General features: G+C 40.2%; 27 protein-coding genes and 1 pseudogene. 21 read left to right on the plus strand and 7 right to left on the minus strand.

Annotated features, from left to right (window positions below; genetic code table 11):
• Positions 1-35 precede the first annotated feature (35 nt).
• The 14 genes and pseudogenes from rimP (at position 36) to JCM15457_RS01550 (ending at position 14,512) form a co-directional block, all read left to right on the plus strand.
• Entirely contained in the window at positions 36-509 is a 474-nt protein-coding gene (gene rimP / locus JCM15457_RS01485; protein WP_034986834.1) for a ribosome maturation factor RimP, read from the plus strand.
• A 24-nt stretch (positions 510-533) separates the two neighbouring features.
• On the plus strand, positions 534-1,634 hold the full coding sequence (gene nusA / locus JCM15457_RS01490; RefSeq protein WP_034986835.1) for a transcription termination factor NusA: 1,101 nt from the start codon (positions 534-536) through the stop codon (positions 1,632-1,634).
• Positions 1,635-1,647: 13 nt separating this feature from the next.
• Positions 1,648-1,950 carry an RNase P modulator RnpM gene (gene rnpM / locus JCM15457_RS01495; protein WP_034986837.1) on the plus strand — a complete coding sequence of 101 codons (303 nt, stop codon included), beginning with the start codon at positions 1,648-1,650 and terminating at the stop codon, positions 1,948-1,950.
• Complete coding sequence (locus JCM15457_RS01500; RefSeq protein ID WP_034986839.1) at positions 1,940-2,248, plus strand: L7Ae/L30e/S12e/Gadd45 family ribosomal protein; 309 nt, start codon at positions 1,940-1,942, stop codon at positions 2,246-2,248. Before rnpM ends, JCM15457_RS01500 begins: the two co-directional genes overlap by 11 nt.
• A 75-nt stretch (positions 2,249-2,323) precedes the next feature.
• Positions 2,324-4,735, plus strand: a complete 2,412-nt coding sequence (gene infB / locus JCM15457_RS01505) for a translation initiation factor IF-2 (protein ID WP_034986841.1) — start codon at positions 2,324-2,326, stop codon at positions 4,733-4,735.
• 29 nt (positions 4,736-4,764) lie between these two features.
• Positions 4,765-5,121: a 30S ribosome-binding factor RbfA gene (rbfA, locus tag JCM15457_RS01510; RefSeq protein WP_034986843.1), complete on the plus strand. Its 357-nt coding sequence runs from the start codon at positions 4,765-4,767 to the stop codon at positions 5,119-5,121.
• Positions 5,122-5,243: 122 nt separating this feature from the next.
• Positions 5,244-6,170 carry a tRNA pseudouridine(55) synthase TruB gene (gene truB, locus JCM15457_RS01515; protein ID WP_034986845.1) on the plus strand — a complete coding sequence of 309 codons (927 nt, stop codon included), beginning with the start codon at positions 5,244-5,246 and terminating at the stop codon, positions 6,168-6,170.
• Between the two features lies 1 nt (position 6,171).
• Entirely contained in the window at positions 6,172-7,113 is a 942-nt protein-coding gene (gene ribF, locus JCM15457_RS01520) for a riboflavin biosynthesis protein RibF (protein ID WP_034986847.1), read from the plus strand.
• Between the two features lie 121 nt (positions 7,114-7,234).
• Positions 7,235-8,268: pseudogene (gene hrcA, locus JCM15457_RS01525) on the plus strand (heat-inducible transcriptional repressor HrcA).
• A 50-nt stretch (positions 8,269-8,318) separates the two neighbouring features.
• Entirely contained in the window at positions 8,319-8,927 is a 609-nt protein-coding gene (gene grpE, locus JCM15457_RS01530; RefSeq protein WP_268870099.1) for a nucleotide exchange factor GrpE, read from the plus strand.
• A 29-nt stretch (positions 8,928-8,956) separates the two neighbouring features.
• Positions 8,957-10,810 carry a molecular chaperone DnaK gene (gene dnaK, locus JCM15457_RS01535; RefSeq protein ID WP_034986853.1) on the plus strand — a complete coding sequence of 618 codons (1,854 nt, stop codon included), beginning with the start codon at positions 8,957-8,959 and terminating at the stop codon, positions 10,808-10,810.
• A 120-nt stretch (positions 10,811-10,930) separates the two neighbouring features.
• Positions 10,931-12,067 carry a molecular chaperone DnaJ gene (gene dnaJ, locus JCM15457_RS01540; RefSeq protein WP_034986855.1) on the plus strand — a complete coding sequence of 379 codons (1,137 nt, stop codon included), beginning with the start codon at positions 10,931-10,933 and terminating at the stop codon, positions 12,065-12,067.
• Between the two features lie 175 nt (positions 12,068-12,242).
• Positions 12,243-14,069 carry a translation elongation factor 4 gene (lepA, locus tag JCM15457_RS01545; protein ID WP_034986858.1) on the plus strand — a complete coding sequence of 609 codons (1,827 nt, stop codon included), beginning with the start codon at positions 12,243-12,245 and terminating at the stop codon, positions 14,067-14,069.
• 176 nt (positions 14,070-14,245) lie between these two features.
• Positions 14,246-14,512 (plus strand): SemiSWEET family transporter, encoded by a 267-nt coding sequence (locus JCM15457_RS01550; protein ID WP_034986860.1) that lies wholly within the window; start codon positions 14,246-14,248, stop codon positions 14,510-14,512.
• A 555-nt stretch (positions 14,513-15,067) separates the two neighbouring features.
• Here the strand turns inward: JCM15457_RS01550 and JCM15457_RS01555 are convergent.
• The 7 genes from JCM15457_RS01555 to JCM15457_RS01580 all read right to left on the minus strand — a co-directional run bounded on the left by JCM15457_RS01555 (position 15,068) and on the right by JCM15457_RS01580 (position 18,795).
• Positions 15,068-15,541 (minus strand): glutathione peroxidase, encoded by a 474-nt coding sequence (locus tag JCM15457_RS01555; RefSeq protein WP_034986863.1) that lies wholly within the window; start codon positions 15,539-15,541, stop codon positions 15,068-15,070.
• A 219-nt stretch (positions 15,542-15,760) separates the two neighbouring features.
• Positions 15,761-16,153: an Asp23/Gls24 family envelope stress response protein gene (locus JCM15457_RS01560; protein WP_034986865.1), complete on the minus strand. Its 393-nt coding sequence runs from the start codon at positions 16,151-16,153 to the stop codon at positions 15,761-15,763.
• Between the two features lie 17 nt (positions 16,154-16,170).
• Positions 16,171-16,362, minus strand: a complete 192-nt coding sequence (locus JCM15457_RS01565; protein WP_034986868.1) for a DUF2273 domain-containing protein — start codon at positions 16,360-16,362, stop codon at positions 16,171-16,173.
• A gap of 25 nt (positions 16,363-16,387) precedes the next feature.
• Complete coding sequence (gene amaP, locus JCM15457_RS01570) at positions 16,388-16,927, minus strand: alkaline shock response membrane anchor protein AmaP (RefSeq protein ID WP_034986869.1); 540 nt, start codon at positions 16,925-16,927, stop codon at positions 16,388-16,390.
• A gap of 31 nt (positions 16,928-16,958) precedes the next feature.
• Positions 16,959-17,099, minus strand: coding sequence for a hypothetical protein (locus tag JCM15457_RS12205; RefSeq protein WP_152537254.1), 141 nt, complete (start codon positions 17,097-17,099; stop codon positions 16,959-16,961).
• 370 nt (positions 17,100-17,469) lie between these two features.
• Positions 17,470-17,820 (minus strand): hypothetical protein, encoded by a 351-nt coding sequence (locus JCM15457_RS01575; RefSeq protein WP_034986871.1) that lies wholly within the window; start codon positions 17,818-17,820, stop codon positions 17,470-17,472.
• Positions 17,821-17,835: 15 nt separating this feature from the next.
• Entirely contained in the window at positions 17,836-18,795 is a 960-nt protein-coding gene (locus tag JCM15457_RS01580; protein WP_034987458.1) for a nucleoside hydrolase, read from the minus strand.
• A 228-nt stretch (positions 18,796-19,023) separates the two neighbouring features.
• Between JCM15457_RS01580 and JCM15457_RS01585 the strand changes: the two genes are divergently transcribed.
• From JCM15457_RS01585 to JCM15457_RS01615, 7 genes are all read left to right on the plus strand, one after another.
• A complete protein-coding gene (locus JCM15457_RS01585) occupies positions 19,024-19,509 on the plus strand; it encodes a DUF3013 family protein (protein ID WP_034986872.1) in 486 nt (161 codons plus the stop codon).
• Positions 19,510-19,545: 36 nt separating this feature from the next.
• Positions 19,546-20,442: a 50S ribosomal protein L11 methyltransferase gene (gene prmA, locus JCM15457_RS01590; RefSeq protein ID WP_034986875.1), complete on the plus strand. Its 897-nt coding sequence runs from the start codon at positions 19,546-19,548 to the stop codon at positions 20,440-20,442.
• Between the two features lie 3 nt (positions 20,443-20,445).
• Positions 20,446-21,204, plus strand: a complete 759-nt coding sequence (locus JCM15457_RS01595; RefSeq protein ID WP_034986878.1) for a 16S rRNA (uracil(1498)-N(3))-methyltransferase — start codon at positions 20,446-20,448, stop codon at positions 21,202-21,204.
• Between the two features lie 108 nt (positions 21,205-21,312).
• Complete coding sequence (locus JCM15457_RS01600; RefSeq protein ID WP_034986880.1) at positions 21,313-21,639, plus strand: hypothetical protein; 327 nt, start codon at positions 21,313-21,315, stop codon at positions 21,637-21,639.
• 79 nt (positions 21,640-21,718) lie between these two features.
• Positions 21,719-23,944 carry a RelA/SpoT family protein gene (locus JCM15457_RS01605; RefSeq protein ID WP_034986884.1) on the plus strand — a complete coding sequence of 742 codons (2,226 nt, stop codon included), beginning with the start codon at positions 21,719-21,721 and terminating at the stop codon, positions 23,942-23,944.
• A 16-nt stretch (positions 23,945-23,960) separates the two neighbouring features.
• The gene (gene dtd, locus JCM15457_RS01610) at positions 23,961-24,410 is read left to right on the plus strand and encodes a D-aminoacyl-tRNA deacylase (protein ID WP_034986886.1); all 450 of its coding nucleotides are present in this window, start codon (positions 23,961-23,963) and stop codon (positions 24,408-24,410) included.
• Between the two features lie 20 nt (positions 24,411-24,430).
• Positions 24,431-25,390: an alpha/beta hydrolase gene (locus JCM15457_RS01615; protein ID WP_034986890.1), complete on the plus strand. Its 960-nt coding sequence runs from the start codon at positions 24,431-24,433 to the stop codon at positions 25,388-25,390.
• The last annotated feature ends 8 nt before the right edge of the window (positions 25,391-25,398 follow it).

Consider the following 25,398-nt stretch of genomic DNA (forward strand, 5'->3'; position numbering starts at 1 on the left):
AAGTAGAATCGGAAAAGTTATAGGGAGGTCAATGCGTGAGTACCGTAGTAAAGACAGTTACTGAGCTAGTTACACCTATTTTGGAAGCGAACAATTTCGAATTGGTCGATATTGAATTTGTGAAGGAAGGTAAAAGCTGGTATCTACGTGTTTTTATCGATAAAGAAAATGGGATTAACATAGAAGAATGTGCTTTGGTAAGTGATCAGCTAAGTGAAAAACTTGACTCTTGCGACCCTGATCCGATTCCCCAGGCATATTATCTTGAAGTTTCTTCGCCAGGGGCTGAACGTCCACTTAAAAAGCCACGTGACTTTGAGAGAGCACTGAATAAATATATTCATGTTTCGTTGTATCAACAGCTTGACGGAGAGAAAATCTATGAAGGAACATTGATTGCTTTGAGTGATGAGAATCTAACACTTGAATATATGGACAAGACACGTAAAAAAACAGTCAAATTAAAACGCAAACAGATTGCCCAAGCACGCTTGGCTATCAAATTCTAATTATTAATAAGGAGAAAAAGTAAGATGAGTAAGGAACTGTTGAATGCCTTAGATGCATTAGAGAAGGAAAAGGGCATAAAGAAACAAGTTGTGCTTGAAGCACTTGAAGCTGCATTGGTTTCGGCGTATAAGCGCAATTATGGACAGGCTCAGAATGTTGAAGTTGATTTTGACCAAAACGGCGGCGATATCCACGTTTATGCGGTTAAAGAAGTTGTTGACGAGGTGTTTGATTCGCGTCTGGAAGTCAGTCTAAAAGAGGCTCTTCAAATTAACAAGGCATACGAGGTCGGTGATACTATCCGTTTTGAAGTGACACCAAAGAACTTTGGACGGATTGCTGCGCAAACAGCTAAGCAGGTTATCATGCAACGGGTTCGTGAAGCGGAACGTGGAATTATTTATGATGAATATATCCAGTACGAGAATGAAATCGTTACTGGTGAAGTCGAACGACATGACCATCGTTATGTCTACGTAAACTTGGGACGTGTTGAAGCTGTGCTTTCGCATCAAGATCAGATTCCAGGTGAGGAGTATAAGCCACATGATCGAATTAAGGTTTATATCTATAAAGTCGAGAATACGTCAAAAGGTCCACAGGTTTTTGTAAGCCGCTCACATCCGGATCTGTTGAAGCGTCTCTTTGAACAGGAAATTCCAGAAATCTTCGATGGAACAGTTGAAATTGTGTCGATTGCCCGCGAAGCTGGAGACCGTGCTAAAGTTGCTGTACGTTCGAACAGTGAAGGGGTTGATCCCGTTGGAACCTGTGTGGGGCCACGCGGCGAACGTGTTCAGGTTATTGTTAACGAGTTAAAAGGCGAGAATATGGATATTGTTGAATGGCGTGATGACCCAGCCGAATTCATCAGCAATGCTTTAAATCCAGCTGAAGTGTTGAATGTGGTTTTTGATCCAGAAAATGAACGGGCCTGCACAGTAGTTGTGCCGGATGATCAACTTTCATTGGCTATCGGTAAAAAGGGACAGAATGCCCGCCTCGCTGCTAAATTAACCGGTTTTAAAATTGACATTAAATCTGAATCAGAATTTGACATAGTAGACAGCAATGAGGATGGTAGCGAGGAAATCGCGACAGATCAAGCGACAGACAATAACTGAGGAGGGTATGTAAATGGCTCGTAAGCGAAAGATACCAATGCGTAAAGATATTGTAACTGGTGAGATGAAACCTAAAAAAGAATTGGTACGTGTAGTAAAAAATAAGGAGAATGAAGTCAGCCTAGATCCAACTGGTAAAAAAGCTGGTCGAGGTGCTTATATCTGCTTGGATGTTGATATTGCTAAAAAGGCCCGCTCTGAGCGGACTTTCGATAAAGTTTTTGAGACTGAGATCCCTGCTGAATTTTATGATGAGTTAGTTGAATATGTTGACCATCAGGCGGCTCGACGCGAGTTGTTTGGAAATGAAAAATAAACAAAAAATACTCCAGTTATTAGGCCTTGCGCGACGTGCAAGCAAGCTTACAACTGGTGACGAAAATGTTTTAAAAAAAATTCGGACAAAAAAGACATACTTCGTTTTTGTAGCAAGCGATTGTTCAGATGCTACACTCAAAAAGTATACAGATAAATGTCAGAGTTATCAGATTACAATGGATAACAGCTTTACTCAAGCTGAACTCAGTAGTGCAATAGGAATGCAACGCAAGATTATTGCAGTCGATGATAGTGGCTTTAGTCGGAAATTTACTATACTATTAGAACGAGAGTAGAATTTGCGAGTTAACTTGTTATACTAAAATAACCAACTCTGAAAACGAATTTAATCAAGATTGGAGTGTGAATGTATGGGGAAAAAGCGGATTTATCAATTAGCTAAAGAATTAAAAGTCAACAGTAAGGCAGTGATTGAAATTGCACGAAAAAAAGGCTTTTCGGTCAGCAATCATATGTCAACTATAGGTGAAAATGAAGAACGACAATTGCGGGAAGCACTAACAAAGAAAGCACCGCAGGCTACGAACACTAATAAGGCGCATGCTAAAAACCAACAACAGTCAAAGCAATATAGCAGTGTTCCAAAAAAACCGGAAAATGTTCGACCAAATAATCATAAAAATGAGGTAAAGTCTATTTCTAAGAAAAACGATCAGACCCTAAAAAACAAAAAAACAGTAACGACTAATAATAAAAAGCAAGGCAACAATCAGCAAAATCGTACCAGTAATAGCAACAGCAGCAACCAACAGAATCGTAACAACAGTAGCAGTCAGAATCGGACTGCTACTAGCGGAGGTAATACACAAAGCCGCAGTAATAATAGTGGCCAACGCCAGACTCAGGGGAATCGTTCCAATAGTAACAATAGATTTGGAAATAACCGCTATAATCAATACGGTCAAAATAAATTCAGTAATAAAAAGAGACGTAAGAATAAAAAAGGTAACCGCCGTCAGGAAAACAAGAAACCAGCTGTTCCACCACGTAAGGATCGTCCGTTGCCAGAAACACTTGTTTACACAGTTGGGATGAACGTAGCAGATATCGCTAAGAAGATTCATCGCGAACCGGCTGAAATAATTAAGAAACTCTTCATGATGGGTGTTATGGTTAATCAGAATCAATCACTGGATAAAGATACGATCGAAATTTTAGCGGCTGATTACGGTATCAAGGCAGAAGAAAAAATAGAAGTTGATGTTGCTGATATCGATAAGTTCTTTGAAGAGGAACAGGAAAACAAAAAACATTTGGTACCACGTCCTCCAGTTGTTACGATCATGGGACATGTTGATCATGGTAAGACAACATTATTGGACAAGTTGCGCCATACACATGTTACTGAAGGAGAAGCCGGTGGAATTACACAGCATATTGGAGCATATCAGGTAAAACACGATAGCAAGACTATAACCTTCCTTGATACTCCTGGACATGCGGCATTTACGAATATGCGTGCACGTGGGGCTGATATCACTGATATTACTGTTTTAGTTGTAGCGGCTGATGATGGGGTTATGCCACAGACAATTGAAGCGATCAACCATGCCAAGGCGGCAGAAGTCCCAATAATTGTTGCAGTCAACAAGATTGATAAACCGGGTGCAAATCCGAACCATGTAATGGAACAGCTGGCTGAATATGAGCTGATCCCCGAAAACTGGGGCGGAGACACGATCTTTGTTGAAATTTCAGCTAAGTTCGGTAAAAATCTTGATGAGTTATTGGACATGATCCTACTGGAAGCTGAGGTTCTTGAACTTAGGGCCAATCCTAAGCAACACGGTGCGGGTTCTGTTATTGAAGCACGGCTTGATAAGGGTAAAGGAACAGTCGCATCATTATTAGTTCAGCAAGGAACTTTGCATGTTGGTGATCCAATCGTTGTTGGGAACGCCTTTGGACGTGTTCGGACAATGATCAATGATAAGGGACAACAAATCCAAAAGGCTTTGCCAGCAACACCAGTTGAAATTACCGGTTTGAACGATGTTCCAGATTCAGGTGATCGTTTTATTGTCTTTGAAGATGAAAAAACAGCGCGTGCTGCCGGTGAAGAGCGTGCAAAGCGGGCTTTGATGAAAGAACGTAGCAATACACACCATGTCACATTGGATAACTTGTTCGATTCTCTCAAAGAGGGCGAACTGAAAGAAGTTAATGTAATCATCAAGGCAGATGTTCAGGGCTCTGTTGAAGCTCTTGCAGGAAGTCTGAAAAAAATTGAAGTTGAAGGAGTGAGAGTGAATATCATTCATCAGGCAGCTGGTGCAATAAATGAAAGTGATGTTACTCTTGCTGAGGCTTCAAATGCGATTATTATAGGATTCAATGTACGACCAACACCACAGGCGAAATCGCAAGCAGATAGCGATAAAGTTGATATTCGTCTTCACCGCGTTATTTATCAAGCAATTGATGAGATTGAGACTGCTATGAAGGGAATGTTGGAACCTGTATACCAGGAAAAAGTTACTGGTCAGGTTGAGATTCGTGAGACCTACAAAGTATCCAAACTTGGTACTATTGGTGGCGGATATGTGACGGATGGCTATATTCAGCGTGATAGCGGCATTCGAATCATTCGTGATGGGATCGTTATCTACGAAGGCAAACTTGCAAGTTTGAAACGCTTTAAGGATGATGTTAAACAAGTCAAGCAGGGCTTTGAATGCGGTTTGATGATTGAAAAATATAATGACATAAAGGTCGGCGACCAAATTGAAGCTTTCATTATGGAAGAAGTTCCCGCTGATTAAAAACTTTGTCTTATAAGGGGGAAAACATAATGGCACAAAATTATCGTGTTGGGCGCTTGGCGCAAGAGATCCAAAAAGAAGTTAGTGATATTCTATTAAGACGAGTGCGCGATCCGCGTGTTCAAGGTGTTACGGTAACAGGGGTCGAAGTAACCGGTGATCTGCAGCAGGCAACGATTTACTACAGTATTTTATCTGAACTAGCATCTGATGGAGAAAAAACACAGATTGGTTTGGATAAAGCGACCGGGTTAATTCGTCGTGAATTAGGAGCTCGACTTAGCATTTATGTTACGCCTGAAATAAAATTTGAACGTGATGAATCGGTTCAGTATGGTGATAACATTGATCGCCTCTTAAATAAGCTTCGCCATTCAGAAGAATAAAGCTGTTTTGAGTGAACTGTGTCCCGTAATTTTGAATATGAAAAGGAGGGTGGATAGTTGATTCCACCTTCTTTTTTGTAGTAAATTTTGAATATTAATGTATTGTTTCTGGGAGGAAAAGTATGGACGGCATCTTACCACTGTATAAGGAACGTGGCATGACAAGCAATGATTGTGTTTTTAAATGCCGCAGAATTTTAAAAAGTAAACGTGTTGGGCATAGTGGCACGCTAGATCCAAATGTTGACGGAGTATTACCGATCTGTGTCGGAAAAGCTACCAAAGTCGTCAATTATCTGATGGACTCTGGAAAGATTTATATCGGCGAGATCACACTGGGTTTTGCCACTACGACCGAAGATCTTGAAGGCGATATCGTCGAAAAGAGGAAATTAGCACGCATGTTTACGGCCGAAGAGATCAACAAAGCAATGTTGGCATTAACAGGGAAACTAATTCAAATCCCACCGATGTATTCAGCGATCAAAGTCAAGGGACGACGACTATACGACTATGCACGAGCAGGTGAGACTGTTGAGCGTCCACAAAGAAAAATTGTTGTGGATTATTTTAAACAAGTCAATACTTCAACTTTTGATATGGAAAAAGGACAGCAGAAAATATATTTCGAGATTGGCTGCGGCAAAGGCACCTATGTTAGAACAATAGCGGTCGATCTAGGAAAGAAACTGGGAGTTCCTGCTGTCATGTCGGATCTTACTCGGCTAGCAAGCGGCGGTTTCACGATTGGTCAGGCCATTAAGCTGGACGATTTGAAAAAAGCAGCTGCAGATGGCAACCTTGAAGAGAAATTGTTTCCAGCAGATCATGCTTTAAAGAAGTTTCCCCACCATGTACTAACGGAAACACAGTGGAGAATAGTCCAAAATGGCGGCTTCTTACTTCCAAAGTATTTGCGTGGTGATGAGCGGCGACCTGTAATTGTGTTGATGTATAAAAATAAGGCTAGAGCGCTTTATCGGTTCAATCAAGAAAAGGAGCGTTATCAGCCTGAACAAATGATTGACCTAACTGAAGGAGAAAATTAACGTGCAAGTAATATACTTAGATGAGCCATTTAATAGAAAGATTGTTTATCCAGGTCCGATAGTGTTAGCATTAGGTTTCTTTGACGGCGTTCATCTAGGCCATCAGCGAGTAATAAAAAGAGCCAAGCAAGAAGCTGAAAAAAAGGGTGCAAAGCTGGCTGTAATGACTTTAGACCGCCATCCGTCAGTGGCATTCCAAGGCGTTTCACAAAGTAGTATCAGATATTTGACACCATTAAAGCGTAAGTTGGAACTTTTTGTCAGTTTAGGTGCTGACATAACTTATGTTGTCGCATTGAATAAAGAAATTGTGCCTATGGGTCCGCAGGAGTTTGTTGACAAATACATGGTCGGTTTGAATGCAATTACTGTAGTTGCTGGCGAGGATTACACTTATGGCAAGAAAGATATTGCTAATATGGAGACACTGGCCGAATACAGTAAAAAGAGGTTTGAAATTATTACCGTTCCGCATTTGAAGAAAGATGGTCACAAGGTTGGCTCGACAGCTATTCGTGAATATATTGATGAAGGAGATCTGAATAGTGCAAACTATCTGTTAGGCTATACTTACCAAACCAGCGGTACTGTTGTCCACGGGAAACAGCGCGGCCGAAAACTCGGGTTCCCCACGATCAATTTGGATATTCCTGATAATGAACGTATCCCAGGCGAAGGAATCTATGCAGTTGAAGTAATGATTGTTGGCAAAAAAGTTTTCGGTATGGCTTCAATTGGACGCAATGAAACCTTTGGCAAAGGGCAAAAACAGACTGTGGAAATAAATTTATTTGACTTTTCAAAAATGGTTTATGGTGAAAAAGTCACGGTGGCATGGTACTGCAAGTTACGCGAACAGCATAAATATCCTGATGCTACAAGCTTAATATCACAGTTAAAAAAAGACGAGCACAATACAAAGGAGTACTTTAAAAAAGTGTAAACTCGTATTTGTGCGTGATATTTGTTGACTATTCTTGACTTATTAGAAAACTTCTTGTATATTAATAATTGACTTAGCACTCAACAAGGCTAAGTGCTAAGTGGCAAACGAGGTGATTGTGATGCTAACAGAAAGGCAGTTATTAATTCTTGAAGCAATTATTCAAGATTACACCAATGTTGGTCGACCGATAGGCTCAAAGGCTTTAGAGCGTCAATTACCGATGCATGTCAGTTCAGCGACTATTCGAAATGAAATGTCAGTACTGGAGCGGCTCGGACTCGTTAACAAGGAACATTCATCCTCAGGCCGAGTTCCCTCGTTGAAGGGATACCGGTACTATGTTGATAATTTAGTCAAACCTGATGCAATCGATAAGCGGACGTTAGCAAGTATTCGAGCATCTTTTGGCAGTCAGTTTTTTAAAAGTGATGAGATCTTGGCTGAATCAGCTCAAATCTTATCTGAGATGACTAATTACACAGCAATTGCTTTCAAACCAGAAACGCAAGATGTTTTCCTTCAGGCTTTAAGATCATGCCAATGGGACAACAGCGGGTTATGGCAATTCTAGCTATGAGTGATGGAGCGGTTGAGAGTCAAATGTTCAACCTTCCTAAGCATATTAGTGGTGAAGAGCTTGAAGCGATGGTACGCGTTATCAATGATCAGGTTACTGGGGTGCCAATTACGCAAGTGGTCGATAAACTGCAGAAGAGCATTCCGTTGTTGTTGCACTATGTTCATCAGCCACGCGGCTTCTTGGATGTTTTCGGCAGAATTCTAGATAAGGCTGCGCAGGATCAATTTTTTATCGGCGGGAAGCTAAACTTGTTGAACTTTGTCGAGGATGGTGACATTGAACAGATCAAAACCTTGTATTCACTGATTGATCATTATGATGATATTAACGGATTGATCGGGAATTCTGGTGATAATATTCAAGTTAAGATCGGTAATGAGCTGATTAACAGTTCACTAGCAAATTATAGCTTGATCTCAGCAACTTATGATGTTGATCAGCATGGCAAGGGGTTAATTGCTTTACTAGGGCCGACTAATATGCCTTACTCGAAAATGATCGGATTGCTGGGTACATTACGCGAAGAATTAGCGAGCCGGTTGTTGGACTACTATAATTTATACGATGATTAAGGAAAAGGGGTGTTCACTTGTCCGAAAAGAATACGCAAGATTTTGAAAACTTGAGTAAAGAAACTTCAAAAGAAAAAGAGATAAAAGAAGAATCACCGAAGACTGGAAAAAACAAGCGATCGGACAAAGCTGCTTCTTCTTCAGAAAAGGTTGATCAAGAGACCAAAGCTTCTGAAGCAAAGTCCGAAGATCAAAGTGAAGACTTACTGAAAAAGGTAACAGAGTTGAAACAGAAGTACGACGAGGTAGAAGACAAGTATCTTCGTGCCGAAGCCGAGATGGCGAACATGAATACTCGGTTTAAGAAGGAGCAAGAGAAGTTGCTTAAGTATGACGGGCAGAATCTTGCTAAAGATGTCTTACCCGTAATTGACAACTTAGATCGCGCTTTGAAGATTGAAGTGGAAGATGAGGCTTCGAAGCAGATTAAGCGTGGAATTGAACTTGTTTACAAGGATATGGAGAAGGCTTTAAGTGCTAACCATATCATCAAAATCGAAGCACTGGGTCAAGCATTTGACCCAACAAAACATCAGGCTGTCAAGTCAGTTCAAGCTGAGAATGGACAGAAACCTGAAACTGTGGTTGAAGTGTTCCAAGATGGTTATATGCTAAAGGATCGCGTACTAAGGCCAGCGATGGTCGTAGTCGCTCAATAAAAAAATAAATTAAAAGAGGTTGAGATTATATGTCAAAGATTATTGGTATTGATTTGGGGACAACTAACTCTGCCGTCGCTGTTCTTGAAGGTAAGGAAGCCAAGATCATCACGAATCCTGAAGGAAACCGGACAACGCCTTCAGTTGTGTCATTCAAGAATGGGGAGACACAAGTAGGAGAAGTCGCAAAACGTCAGGCTATCACAAATCCTAACACGGTTGCTTCTATCAAACGTCATATGGGTGAAGCTGGCTATAAGGTAAAGGTTGAGGATAAAGAATATACACCTCAGGAAATTTCAGCTATGATATTGCAATATATCAAAGATTATGCTGAATCATATTTAGGTGAGTCAGTTTCTCAAGCCGTTATCACAGTCCCAGCTTATTTCAATGATGCACAGCGTCAAGCTACTAAGGATGCTGGTAAGATTGCTGGCTTGAAAGTCGAAAGAATTGTTAATGAACCAACGGCAGCTGCGTTAGCTTACGGATTGGATAAGACTGATAAGGATGAGAAGATTTTGGTCTTCGACCTTGGTGGTGGAACCTTTGATGTTTCGATCCTTGAATTAGGTGATGGAGTCTTTGAAGTACTTTCAACAAATGGTGATACACATCTTGGCGGTGATGACTTCGATAAGAAGATCATGAACTGGTTGATTGATGAGTTCAAGAAAGAAAACGGAATTGATCTTTCAAATGATAAGATGGCAATGCAACGTTTGAAGGATGCTGCTGAAAAAGCTAAGAAAGATCTTTCAGGTATTTCAAGTGCCCAGATCAGCTTGCCGTTTATTACTGCGGGCGAAAATGGACCTTTGCATTTAGAAAAGACGTTGACACGTGCCAAATTTGATGAATTAACATCAGATCTGGTTGAAAGAACTAAGATTCCTGTTCGTAATGCTTTGAAGGATGCAGACTTAGCAATGTCTGATATTGATGAAGTTATTTTAGTTGGTGGTTCAACGCGTATTCCGGCTGTTCAAGCGGCTGTTGAAGCTGAAACTAACCACAAGCCAAATCAATCAGTTAACCCTGATGAAGCTGTTGCACTTGGTGCTGCAGTTCAAGGCGGTGTAATCACAGGTGATGTTAAAGATGTTGTTCTACTTGATGTAACGCCATTATCATTGGGAATTGAAACAATGGGCGGTGTCTTCACAAAGCTGATCGACAGAAATACAACTATTCCAACAAGCAAATCGCAGGTTTTCTCAACGGCTGCAGATAATCAACCAGCTGTTGATATTCACGTTTTGCAAGGTGAACGTCCAATGGCTGCGGATAACAAGACACTGGGTCGTTTCCAATTAACAGATATTCCAGCTGCACCACGTGGGGTTCCTCAGATCGAAGTTAAGTTCGATATCGATAAAAATGGTATTGTCAATGTTTCTGCTAAAGATTTAGGAACAAACAAAGAACAAAAGATTACGATTAAGAGTTCATCCGGACTTTCTGATGAAGAGATCGAGCGTATGGTCAAGGAAGCAAAGGAAAACGAAGATAATGATAAGAAGCGTAAAGAAGAAGTTGATTTGAAGAACGAGGTTGATCAATTACTCTTTACAACTGATAAGACATTGAAAGACGTTAAGGGCAAGGTCTCTGACGAAGAGATCAAGAAAGCTGAAGAGGCTCGTGATGCTTTGAAGAAGGCTCAAGAAGACAATAACGTCGATGATATGAAGACGAAGAAAGATGATCTGAATAAGATCATTCAAGACCTATCAGTTAAACTCTATCAGCAGGCACAGGAAGCACAACAGGCTCAGGCTGGCAAAGACGGCGATGCCGCTGCTAAGGGTGACGACAAAAAAGATGATGATACCGTAGATGGTGACTTTAAAGAGGTCGACCCAGACGATAAGAAATAATCGCAGGGATAAATAAATAAAAAGTCAAAGGCCGGCACGGACTTTGACTTTTTATTTACCATCACGTATGGTACGCTAGTTCTAGTTAAACTTCTTAATTACTATTATTGGAGGAAAAAAATGGCAGAAAACAGAGATCCATATGAGGTTTTAGGCGTTTCAAAAGACGCCTCTGCTGCTGAAATCAAAAAAGCATATCGTAAATTGTCAAAGAAATACCATCCTGATTTAAATAAGGAACCAGGGGCAGAACAGAAATTCAAGGAAGTCAATGAAGCTTATGAGATCCTAAGCGATCCGCAAAAGAAGGCTCAGTATGACCAGTATGGTTCGACTGGCGGACAGCAAGGCTTTGGAGGCGGTGCTGGCGGTTTTGGTGGCTTTAATGATTTTGGTGGTGCTGGTGGTTTTGAAGATATCTTCAGTTCATTTTTCGGCGGTGGCTCTTCATCACGATCACGAAATGCTCCGCGCCAAGGACGAGATCTTCAGTATGAAATGACGCTTACATTCGAAGAAGCAGTCTTTGGCAAGAAAACAAGCATCGAATATACACGCAATGCAGTTTGTAAAACTTGTGGCGGAAGTGGCGCAAAGAAAGGGACCTCAGTTGACACCTGTTCCAAGTGTAACGGAACTGGTGTGATCCAAGTTGCTCGCCAAACGCCGTTGGGTCGTGTGATGACGCAGCAAGAGTGTGATGTTTGTCATGGTAAAGGAAAGATTATTAAAGAAAAGTGTGCTACTTGTGACGGAGAAGGAATCACGCGCGAGAAACATCAAGTCGAGGTCAGCATTCCTGCTGGTGTTGAAGATGGCAACCAGATGCGACTTCAAGGACAAGGAGAAGCTGGTGAAAATGGGGGGCCTTATGGTGATTTGTACATTGTCTTCAATGTTAAACCAAGTAAAATATTTGAACGCAAGGGCTCTGAGATTTACTTTGACTTGCCGATTACCTTTGTCCAAGCAACGCTAGGTGATGAAGTTAAGGTAAAAACCGTTCATGGTGATGTTGAAATGAAGATCCCAGCTGGTACGCAAACAGAAACGACTTTCCGTTTACGTGGTAAAGGGGCTCCTAAACTGCGCAGTGATGGAAATGGTGACCAGCATGTTACAGTGAAGGTTCAGACACCTAAGAATCTTAATCTGAAACAAAAGGAAGCTTTAAAGGCATTTGCAGAGGCTAGTGGTGAACATGTTACAGGTGAAGAATCTTTCTTCGAAAAATTAAAAAAACGCAAAAAACGGTAATTTGAGTTTGAAGTAAGGAGCCTTGAGGTATCCCATTATTTGGATATTTCAAGGCTCTTTATTAGGATAACAGAAAAGGGCAAAAGCTTAGCTTGATTGTATTTGGTGGAGCACGTTGGTATAATTGAGCGTAGCTTATGAATTATGTTTGGTTGAAAGAAAGTAGGAAATACGAATGGACATTGAAAAAATGAGAGAACGACAAAAACACATTCGCAATTTTTCCATTGTTGCACATATAGATCATGGTAAATCAACTTTAGCAGATCGAATACTTGAAATGACTGATACGGTTTCGAAACGTGAGATGCAGAATCAGCTTTTGGACTCAATGGATCTTGAAAGAGAACGTGGGATAACAATTAAATTAAATGCTGTTGAATTGCATTATCATGCTAAAGATGGAGAGACATACATTTTTCATCTAATTGATACACCAGGGCATGTTGACTTTTCATATGAGGTTTCAAGAAGTTTAGCTGCGTGTGAGGGTGCAATTTTAGTAGTGGATGCTGCCCAAGGTGTTGAGGCTCAGACATTAGCAAATGTTTATTTAGCAATTGATGATGATCTTGAAATCGTTCCGGTAATCAATAAAATAGATCTTCCGTCTGCTCGTCCGGAAGAGGTTCGCCAAGAGATTGAAGATGTGATCGGCTTAGATGCGTCCGATGCAGTTCTGTCAAGCGCTAAACAAGGTATTGGAATTGAGGAGATTCTGGAAAAAATCGTACATGATGTTCCGGCACCTACTGGCGAGTTGAAAGCACCTTTAAAGGCTTTGATTTTTGATTCGGTCTACGATGATTATCGTGGAGTAGTCTTGAGTATTCGAGTTTTTGAAGGTACAGTTCAACCAGGTGATCGCATCCGCTTGATGAACACGAAAACTGAGTATGAGGTAACAGAAGTTGGTGTTAATTCGCCCAAACCTTTAAAACGTGATATTTTAATGGCTGGGGATGTTGGCTATTTGACTGCCAGCATCAAAGATATTCAAGATACTCGCGTTGGTGATACGGTCACTGATGCAGCAAATCCAGCACAGAAACCGCTTGAGGGGTACCGCGAAATGTCACCAATGGTTTACTCAGGATTATATCCGACCGACAATGCTAAATACAATGACTTGCGCGAGGCACTTGAAAAGCTGCAACTTAATGATGCGGCGCTTGAATTTGAACCTGAAACATCCCAGGCTCTAGGATTCGGTTTTCGCTGCGGCTTTTTAGGGTTATTGCACATGGATGTAGTCCAAGAAAGGCTTGAACGCGAATTTAACATGGATTTGATTACAACGGCGCCATCTGTAACTTACGATGTGGAGCTGACCGATGGGACACACAAGAAGGTAGATAATCCAGCAGCAATGCCTGAGGTTTCGAGTATCAAGCAAATTAATGAACCCTTTGTCAAAGCCACAATCATGGTCCCCAACGACTATGTTGGTGCTGTGATGGAACTGTGTCAGCGCAAGCGGGGTAATTTCTTGACGATGGACTATCTTGATGAATATCGGGTGAATGTGATTTATGAAATGCCATTATCAGAAATTATTTTTGACTTTTTCGATAAATTGAAATCAAGTACGCGTGGATATGCATCGCTTGATTATGAAGTAGATGGAACGCGGCCGAGCGATCTTGTCAAAATTGATATTTTACTGAATGGGGATAAGGTTGATGCCCTAAGTTTTATCTCGCATCGTCAGTTTGCGGCCGAAAGAGGACGAACAATAGCTTCACGCTTAAAGAATATTATTCCGCGGCAAAACTTTGAGGTTCCGATTCAAGCAGCAATTGGAGCTAAGATTGTTGCACGTACTAATATTAAAGCTTACCGCAAAGATGTTACCGCCCGTATTCATACGGGTGATCCAGATAGGCGTGCTAAACTGCTTGAGAAACAAAAACGCGGTAAGAAACGGATGAAGGCCGTGGGAACTGTTGAAGTGCCGCAGGAAGCCTTTATGGCCGTTTTAAAGACCGATGAAGAGCAGTAAATCATGTAATTGGATGAATTACTCAGTAGAAATAGCTCTTTTGATTTTGATAATAATATATTTCAAAATTAAGCTTTTCAAGTAGGGAGCACACTTTCTTGATTTGCATTATTTCGGAGTTATATATACAATTTAGGATGTGTATTAGATAATGTTAGCCTGAGGAGGTTCTTTTTTTGGAGCAGGAAACTAAGTTTATTCGAATTTTAGGAAGGGTCGCAACAGTATTAGCAGTACTGATGTATGTTTCTTATATTCCACAGATTATGAACAATTTACAGGGTAATTATGGTAACCCTGTTCAGCCTTTAGTTGCTGCAGTCAACTGTACGTTCTGGTGTGTTTACGCATATTTCAAAAAGAATCGAGATTGGCCGGTATTTTGGGCTAACTTCCCAGGAATATTCTTTGGACTGATTGCGTTTATTACAGCTCTCCATTAAACATTAGGCAGGCAGTATTAATAGTTCAGTTCTAGCCATGGTAATAAAAGAAAGATAGAAACACTTTTAAGCCAGCACTTAGATAATAAGGTGCTGGCTTTTTGAATAGCTAAAAAATTCAAATCCCAGGGCACAAAAAAGGCAATGAGCAACCCACTCATAGCCTAGTGTTAGATAGCAATTAACTAACACTCAAAGTATAATATGTCGGTATACGAAATACAATACTAAAAATAAAAAAAGTTAAATACAAGAGCATTTTTGACGTAAGTTGTTATAATCACTCATAGTGCTTGTGTGAAGAGATAAAAGTATGAAAAAAGTTGATGAAATTTGTGAATTAAATGAAAATTATGTACCAACAATAATTTAAATAGGTAAACTCTGCGGCTGCATGGGAAAGATTGACTGGAAAATAGGTTTGTGTCAGTTTGAACAAGTGGCAAGTTATTCTACGATTTTATAATGTTTTTAATTGATATCCTGAAAAGAATTTTGTATGTATGCAGGCTCAACGACAGTAACAGCATTATTATGTCTTTGAACCAGATTTTTCTAGTCAAACAAATGTTCAATTGCGGGTTTGATTTTTAAAGGATCTGTAGTAGGTGCAAACCTTTTGATCACTTCACCGCGCTGGTTGATCAAGAATTTTGTAAAGTTCCATTTTATAGCTTTAGTGACCAAGCCGCTTTCTTGGGCGGTTAAGTATTTGAATAAAGGCAGGGCCTTGTCACCATTGACATCGCTAATTTGATGCATCGGAAAAGTAACACCGTAAGTCGTACGACAGGCTGTGGCTGCCTCCTGGCTATCTTTTACTTCTTGATGAAATTGATTTGAGGGGAAGCCTAAAACAACAAAACCTTTGTCACGATAGCTTTGATATAATTGTTCAAGTTTCTCGAATTGCGGTGCAAGACCACATTTAGTAGCAGTATTAACAATCAACAGTGGTCGTCCAGTGTAGCGTTTCAATTGGTAATTCTCACCGTTTTCTAAGGTTACTTCAAACTTATAAATCGACAAAATAACAGCATCTCCTTTAAAAGTTCCTAATGGTTGCTTGGAATAAATTCCTTATTTATTACTGATTTCAGTTAGAAAGGGGACAGACGGTTTTCTGCAACCGGACAAGAACAGTTAGAAAGAAAACCTCCCTCATCACTATAGCAGTGCACAACTGTTATGGGTTAAGGGAGCCAAGATTTTCTTTTTAATATTTTTTAATGAGTTGTAGCAGCAAGTTTATTCTTTATTACTATTCTCATCTTTTATTTCAGCTTGTGTCTTAACATCATTAATATGCAACTCAAACTCTACTAGAGTTAGACCTGTCATTTCTTTTAATGCTTGTTTTACTTTAGCTAGAACCTCTTTAAAAATTTGAGTAGCATTTTTGCCGTATTCAATTGTAGCTTCAAGCTTCAATGAAACTTGTTGCTCGCCAACATCTGCAGCGATGCCCTTAGTAGTGTCTGAGCCAGGTGTAAAACGATCCGTCAGTTCGCTAAAAACGTTGCCATCCAGCGAGATCACACCATCAACTTGATTTGCAGTGATACCGGCAATTTTTTTGATAACTTGGTCATCAAAAGTTAGTTTCGTTTTCAATTGTTCACCATCATTATTTACAGCCATTATTTTTTCCTCCTAAATTAATTGGTTAGTTTATCCAGCAGCTTAACAAGAGTTTTCTTTAAGGTTATACCCTGCAGATCCAACCATCCGCCTAGTGCCACACCAATCCCGACCGCTAACAGAATAAGCAGCATTCTCCAAAATCCAAAAGAGATCCAGCCGAGGCTGATTATTAGACCGATAAGTGCTCCTACGTATCTTAATTTCATTAAACCTCCCTCCTTCATATAACTGTTACTTTATCCCCATCACGGTAAGGGATAATTTCAAAGTAAGATGCTTGAGGTTAATATTCAATACTTGTTCTAAATTGGCTTGAACTGTTTGTGAGATTTTTCTTTCTAAAGTGCCAATATCAGATTCGTTGATCAATTTACCAGTAACTTTAACTTTGGCAGCTTGCTTGTTTTTCAAAAGCCTGATTTTGATATCGATGTTTGCAATTTCATATTCTTTCGAAAGGAGTAATATCAAATTTTTTTCGACTGCCGCCCGGTCAACTGTCAGTCTATTTGTATGGTCTTTGAAGATCACAAGTTGATTGGTGGAACGAGGACCAAAGAGACCAACACCTAGAAAAATGAATCCCATGAAAACAATGAAGATTTGGCTAAAGAGCAATAGAAGCTGGCCTTCTTCAGTATCTGATAACCATTGATTCCAAGAATATAAGTCACTTAAATTAGAATAATAGGTGTGCAGAATTACGAGAAAACCAATAAGAATCTGCAATAAACCTACAAGCATTGCGAGAACTTTCTTCCATGCAGGCACTTCATCACCTCCTATGCTGCAATTTCAACTACTAATGGTGAATAAGTTTTCTGAGTTTTTCACCTAGATTATCAATTCCCTTAGCAGCGAAAATTGTTCCCCCAACTAGCACACCGCCGACAATTAAAGTGCTGGCCAGCATAAATTTAAAAACTGATTTTAATGCATCCACTTTTTTCACCTCCTCAAGCCAAGGTATCTTTGAAAGCAACAGGATATGAACGCTGTTACCATCTCCGATTTCATCATAGGGTAAACTGTGTCAAAAATGCAACTAAACAGCCTTTTGCAAAATTTAAATGAGTTTTTCCAAAATATAAAGGCATAAATAAGCTATCTTTCATTTCGAATTATTGCATAGGCATTAAGAGATAGACAGAAAAATGCTTGACTTTAGTAGTGAGGGAGTGCTAATTGAGGTGCTAATATATGCAAAATTAGAGAAGAAATATTATTTGTTTGCACTGCGCAATATATTATTTGCACAACACAAAAAAAGGCCTAAGACTTACTAGAAGTCTGACCTTAATGAAAATTATGAATCATAAACTGAAAACAAAAATGCCGGAGATGCCAGAAACAACAAGCCCTAATAGAAGGACAGACATGGTAGGCAGTGGCCGACCAATGCGCACTCTAAGGTTATTTATGCATATTGCAATAATTACAATACCAGTAATTAAAAACAATAGATAAAGTGATTTAAGTGGTAGAAATAGTTCAACAATGAATAAAGCAATGAGTAAGGTAAGATTGCGAATATTGCGGTACCATGATAGGCTGCCAAAAAAAAGTCTTTTATATGAAAAGGAGGTTTTTTTCGGTATATTTGCGTAACGGAAAAGCAAGAGTAAAAGCCAAAAGACATATAAAAAAATTCCGATAAATTTCATTTTTCCCCCTTGATATTAATGCGCAGCGAATAAAGGTGTTAACCGATTCATAAATTTATCAAGAAAACGATCTTTATCAACGTTGACTGCCACATCTGTGGTAACAGTAGGATTGTTTAAACGTGTTTCATCGCCGATTGTTCGTCCTTCGTAAATATCTTTTACTTCGACTTTTAGATTCAGTGCTATTTTTTCAACTAAACTTGGGTCAATAGCGACACCGACCGCCAAAGGATCATGAAGAGCACAACCATGAAGATGCGGATTAGTTGTTTTATATGCATCGATATAATAATCAACTAAATCGGCGTATACAGTTGCAGCCTTAGTGCCTAATTTGCGCCAATGTTTTGTCTCGTGTCTTGTCAACAGCGTCCTTGTAGTAACATCAAGTCCAACCATCGTTAGTGGAAGCCGACTACTGAAGACCTCATTTGCTGCTTCAGGATCTTGATGAATATTGGCTTCAGCAACCGGACTGACATTTCCTGGTACTGTCAATGCGCCACCCATCAACGTAACATGACCAATCAAATCGATAATCGTGGGATCTTTTTCTATAGCAGCGGCTAGGTTAGTTAGAGGACCGGTTGGAACAAAAAGAAGCTGATCCTTGTATTTATGTGCAGCATCAATAAGAAAATCAACCCCACTCGTTTTCTCTGGAGTGCGTTTAGCCTTAGAGAGTTTGATGTTGGCGACACCATTTTTTCCATGTATCTGTGCACTGACAGGCAAAACGGAAAAAGAATCTGTGTATGATGCATGCTGTGCTCCTGAATAAACGGGAACATCATTAGCCCCTAGCAAAGCCAGAAGGTCAAGGCTATTTTGAACTCCTTGTTCAACATAGACATTGCCATATGATCCAATAATTCCGATCAAATCACAATCTGGATCGGCTAAAGCGTACGCCAGTGCAAGCGCATCATCGATTCCTGTGTCTAGGTCAAGGATCATTTTTTTCTTTGAAATTGACATTTAGCATCCTCCTCTGGTAGTGTAATACAACCTGATTTTAGCAAAAAAGAAACTATAAAACTAGTTAGACTGTGTTTTATGTTCAAGGAGATTGCTAGGATGAGCCAAAGTATGGTATATAATTATTATTGTTAATAATGGGTACAGCTGATGTAATTACCACAAATAATAGTATAATTGAAATCATGATAACTGAATGATGCAGAAAGGGTGGTAGTCAAGATGAAAAAAAATCTTTTGAACTTCATAGAAACGAATATGGAAAAACTTGATTTTGATGGAAATCTAGAAGTGTCTTGGCAAAAAAAGCAGCATACTTTTACTTTAGATCTGACCTTTTATGCTGAAAATAAGGCACAAGAAGTTATTTTAGATATGCAAGAAGTTGAATCTGATGAACCAATAATCAGTTTTGTCGATTCGATCTTGTTATATGATCGAACCAAGTTTGACCCTAAAAATGTTCAAAGTGATTATTTGGTTTGCTTGCCCTTTGAGGGGAAAAAGGGCTGGACACTCGCTCAAGGGAAAGCATTCTTTACATATCTGCAAATAGTGCTTGATAATGGTGAATCTGACCTGCTAGACTTTTTAAATAATAAAGAAGCTGATATTTTTGAACTAGAATGGTCTAATGAAGAGTATGAAAAAGTACTGAAGAGTATTGAAGATGGGCAGACAAAAAGGCTTTTATATCCGCAGTATTAATGCTGCAATTAAAAGATCATTGTAGGAGGAAAACAAGTGCAGTGGGAAGAATTAACTATCGTAACTTCTAATGAGGCGCAAGCTGCTGTTGAGGGACTTCTTATTGAAGAAGGTGCCGAAGGAATTATTGTAGATGATCAAGCTCTGCAAAAAGACGGCTCAGCTGTAATAAAACTAAGCAGCTTTTTTGCAAGTTATAAAGAAATATCTAAGCGCCTCTCGGTAATAAAAGGAAAAATTGAAAATCTACGTGAGTTTGGGCTTGATCCAGGTGAGGTCGAGGTAAAGTTGAGGGAAGTGACCGACCAGTGGTCTGATGAATGGGAAAAATATTACCATGCACGCAGAGTGACACGTTATCTTACGATTGTTCCTTCTTGGGAGAAGTATCGGTTGAGCCAGTCTAATGAAAATGTTATAAGACTCGATCCTGGTAAGGCTTTTGGAACAGGAACACATCCGACGACGGTTTTAGCAATGCGGGCACTTGAGGATACTATACGTGGTGCAGAGACAGTAATTGATGTTGGAACTGGTTCAGGGGTTTTGAGTATTGCAGCCAAAGCTTTGGGGGCGGGAAAGATTTACGCTTTTGATATTGAAAAAGATGCAGTAGTGTCTGCACGCAAGAATATTGCACTCAATCCCTTTGCTAAGAATATCGACATCGCTCAAAATAATCTTTTAACTGGAATATCAGTTAGTGCTGACTTGATCGTCGCTAATGTATTACCAGAGGTTTTGCTGCAGCTTTTACCGCAGCTTCCAGAGCGCCTCAAGCAAGGCGGTCGTTTCATTGCTTCTGGAATAATTTCAGCAAAAAAAGATGCAATGAAAGACGCAATTTTGAAACAGGGATTGTTCATTGAGCAGATCGCGACGGATGGTAAGTGGGTTTCGATTGTGGCACACAAAACCGCTGAGAAGGAGTAGAGCATGCAAAGATATTTTATAGAGCTGCCGGAAATAAACGACACTTTGGAACTGCCTGCGGCTATTTATCATCACGCGATTGTTGTCATGCGAATGAAAGTCGGCGATTATTTTGAGATAGTTGCCGCTGACAAGAAAGTCACCACAATGCAATTGACTAAAGTTACAAGTAATTCTGCTACTGCTAGGGTCGACTATAAATTCAAACATGCGGTTGAATTGCCCCTTCAGGTGACGATTGCCTGTGGGCTTTCGAAAAAGGATAAAGCTGATTGGATAGTTCAAAAAGCGACTGAACTTGGAGCACGTCGTTTTATTTTTTTTAGAGGAGATTACTCTATCGCAAAATGGGATAAAAAGAAGCAGGAAAAGAAGCTTACTAGATTAAAGAAAATAATTTGCGCGGCAGCAGAACAGGCACATCGGGTTGAAGTACCAACTGTCCACTATGCTGAAAGTATTAAAAATCTGCCGCTAAAAGAGTACTCGAATAAAATAGTGGCTTATGAAGAAGCTGCAAAGCAGGGCGAAAAGACGGCTTTGGCAAGTTTAATAAGTAAACTTCGAGAAGAAAAGGGTTCTGTTACAGATACTAGTTTGCTTGCTGTTTTTGGACCCGAGGGGGGTATTTCCACTGCTGAAGTACAGTATCTGAAAGACAATGGTTTTACCTTGACAGGACTAGGACCGCGTATTATGCGGGCAGAGACAGCACCGCTTTACTTGTTAGCAGCATTATCCTATGCTTTGGAACTTGCTTAAGGTTAGACTAAGTTTTTTAGTGTACAGTTCGATGGCATCGTGTTGACGTTGTATAAACAGTGGATTTAGGTTAAAATAAACATAATTATTAACGAAGTGGGGACATTAATGGCTATTAAAAGAATCTTTTCCATTACAGCATTATGGTATTTAGCAATTGCATTCGCTATTTCATTAGTAGTTCCAATTATTTTTGCGGAATTAGATTTCAGCGACGTTCAAAAAATTGGTTTTGTGCTCTTTGGAATTAACGTTGTTTATGCTATTTTGTCAGGTCTGATAGTTGGGATTAAAAAGGAACCGGCTATTTATCTTTTGTTTTTTCCGATTATTTATCTTTTAGGTGTTAAGTTGTTTTTCGAAAGTTATGCGTATTACTTTTCGCTCGTTTATGTGGTAATCACATATTTGGCATATGGCATTACCAGAGAATAACCGAACATCTTGTAAGGCACGTTTGGTCTTTTGAGCACGTGCTTTTATTTTACATATTTATTTCTTAGGAGCTGATAAGATGGAGAAGGAGACTAACTGGAGTGCGGATGACGTCATTCATATGGTCGAGGACTATATGAATGAGAAACATGTTGCTCTGGTAAGGAAGGCATATGCTTTTGCAATGTATGTACACAAGGAACAATACCGTCAATCGGGTGAACCATATATTATTCATCCTATCCAAGTTGCCGGTATTCTTGCGGACTTGAAGATGGATCCGGCAACTGTCTGTGCCGGCTTTTTACATGATGTTGTCGAAGACACACCGGTTACGCTTGGCGATGTTGGTGAATTATTTGGGCAAGATGTTCAAATAATCGTTGATGGCGTGACTAAGCTGAGCAAAATTCGCTACAAGTCCCATCAACAGCAGCTTGCCGAGAATCACCGCAAGTTATTGTTGGCAATGTCGAAGGATTTACGGGTAATTATCGTCAAGCTTGCGGATCGGCTACATAATATGCGGACACTGAGTCATTTACGTCCGGATAAACAGCGACGAATTGCTAATGAAACACTTGAAATTTATGCTCCTCTTGCAGACCGTTTAGGAATTAGTACGATCAAATGGGAACTTGAAGATATTTCTCTGCGGTACTTGAACCCGCAGCAGTATTATAGAATCGTCCATTTGATGAATTCTAAGCGAACGGAGCGCGTGCATTATATTGAAAAAGCTATTGAAGAGATCAGGGAAGCAATCGCTGACTTGAACTTGAGCTGCGAAATATATGGACGTCCAAAACATATTTATTCCATTTACCGTAAAATGAAGGATCAGCATAAGCAATTCAGTCAAATCTATGACTTGTTAGCTGTCCGTGTTATTGTGCGTTCTATCAAAGATTGCTATGCCGTTTTAGGGGCTATCCATACTAAATGGAAACCTATGCCTGGCCGCTTCAAGGATTATATTGCGATGCCCAAGGCTAACATGTACCAATCACTGCATACTACAGTTATTGGGCCAGATGGGAAGCCATTTGAGGTTCAAATCAGAACGGATGAGATGCATCGGGTCGCTGAATATGGGATTGCTGCTCATTGGGCTTACAAAGAAGGCAAAAAAGAAGCGATCCAGCAGGATAACACTGGCAATAAGCTAAATTGGTTCAAAGAAATTATCGAATTACAGGATGAAACAAGCGACGCTGCCGAATTTGTCGAAAGTGTTAAAGGGGACCTTTTTGGTGACCGTGTCTATGTTTTCACTCCGAAAGGCGATGTTTTAGAATTACCTAAGGGAGCTGGACCACTTGATATGGCGTACTCAATTCACACTGAGATTGGTAATAGAACGGTAGGTGCCAAGGTAAACGGCAAGATTGTCCCGCTGGATTATCAAGTTAAAAATGGCGATATTGTAGATATTCTCACATCCGCTAATTCAGCCGGGCCAAGTCGTGACTGGCTGAAATTAGTTCATACAAGCAAGGCTCGCAATAAGATCAAACGCTTTTTTAAACAGCAAGATCGAGTTGAAAACATTGATAAAGGAAAAGAGATTATTGATGAAAATTTGTTGGAGATGGGGTTTGAACCAAAAAAAGTTTTGACACCCGATAATATCAATAAAGTTCTGCACAGACGCAAATTCTCATCAGTGGACGATCTCTATGCTTCAATCGGTTTTGGCGAGCTTGCACCTCTGGGAATCATCAACATTCTGACGGAGAAGATCCGTGAAGAAAAAGAAGCTGATCGCAAACTGCAAGAAGAAAAAGCCCTGCTAGAGGAACATCAAGAAATCTCAAATGAGAATACTCCGCCAAGTAAACATCATAAAAGCGAAGAGGGTGTGACCATCGCAGGTGTTGATAACCTGCTAGTACGCCTTAGTCATTGCTGTAACCCAATTCCCGGTGACGAGATCGTTGGTTATATTACAAAGGGACGTGGAGTATCAATTCATCGAGTTGACTGTCCTAACGTTAAGAATGCCCAAAACTCAGGGACCCGACTAATTGAGGTTTCATGGAATGTGATTCCCGACGATAAAACATATTACAATACAGATTTACAAGTTCAGGGATACAATCGTTCGGGTCTGTTAAATGATATTTTACAGGCGCTGAATAATAGTACTAGACATTTGAGCTCTGTAAATGGTCGTGTAGACAGCAACAAGATGGCTACGATGGATGTGACGGTTGGTGTACGTGATCGGATTCACTTGCAGAGGATAATTGATAATATCAAACGTGTTCCAGATGTTTATGTGGTAAAGAGAATAATTCACTAGCAAAAGGAGAGTAGTTATGCGGGTTGTTTTGCAGAGAGTTAAGCGTGCGTCGGTGAGCATAGACGGTCAAAAGACAGGCGAGATAGGAAACGGTCTACTATTGCTGGTCGGATTCAAGGAGGGCGATGGGCAAAAAGAGATTGCTTATTTAGCACATAAAGTGGCTAATGTCCGCATTTTTTCCGATAATGCTGGAAAGATGAATTTAAGTGTTAAGCAGGTGGCAGGTGGGGTCTTGTCAATTTCGCAATTTACACTTTATGCCGCTACACGCAAGGGTAACCGACCAAGCTTTACAGAGGCACAGGATCCTAAAGTAGCGGCAAAGAATTATCAACTTTTTGATGCAGCTTTGCGGACTGAAGGCTTGGATGTTGCAGAGGGTGTTTTTGGAGCCAACATGCAGGTTGAGCTAGTAAATGACGGGCCCGTAACTATTATTTACGATACTGAGAATAATCATTAGTTTGACGAGGAGTGGGTTCAATGCAGTTGATATCGCTAGAACGTGCAGCACGTGAACTGTGCGAACAGAGAAGCAACGTATTCGTACCGACCACAATTGGGGTCAGAGTCGTCCGGGAACGCCTTGAACTGGAACAAAGTGCGCCTGTGTATCAGCATGATGTTGTTCAAAAAGCAGAGCAGCTTTCTTTAGATGCTTCTCTGCCAGATATACCTTTTAAGGTCGTTTACCCTGTGGGATTGCAGGCAGACGAAAAAGTACCCGTTGTTTTTTACATTCATGGAGGGCAATTTTTGACGGGAAATATCCAAACACATCGCAAACTGATTGATGAACTTGTCAACCGAACTAGGGTCGCGGTGGTTTTTCCTGAATATGCGTTAGCACCTGAAAAAAAAGCCCCAACGCAGCTCAAGCAACTTGAAGGGCTTTTTAAACAATTACCAGCCGTTGCAAAAAAATATCCACTTGATCTTTCCCGTCTGATTTTGGCGGGTGACGATGTAGGTGGGGGAATGGCTATTTCACTGGCGCTCTTGATGCATGAAAAACAACAACTACCAGTGTACAAAATAGTTTTGTTTTGTCCTGTTGTCAATGCCAACTTTGATAATTTCTCTTATCATCAATATGCAGGGGGATATGACTTGACACGGGAACAGATGAAATGGTCTTGGCAGCAGTACTTGGGGATGCAAGAAGACCCGTTAAATTATCTTTATTCCCCACTGCAAGCCTCATTGGAACAACTCGCCACGCTACCAGAAATTCTTATAATGACCGCTGAGGCTGATGTTGTTCGTGATGAGGGAGAAGCAATTGCACGTAAGATAAGAGATGCTGGTGGGGACGTTGTTCAGATAAGGTTTCAAGGCATTACGCATGATTTTATAGTGAAAAATATGCTGGATCAAACGAACGCTTGCCGGCTCGCAATGAACGTAGCAGTTGATTGGATTATGAAAAGAAGAAAAAGGTGAAGGCAGGT

This window comes from Liquorilactobacillus sucicola DSM 21376 = JCM 15457, from assembly GCF_000612445.1.
GTDB classification, from domain to species: Bacteria; Bacillota; Bacilli; order Lactobacillales; family Lactobacillaceae; genus Liquorilactobacillus; species Liquorilactobacillus sucicola.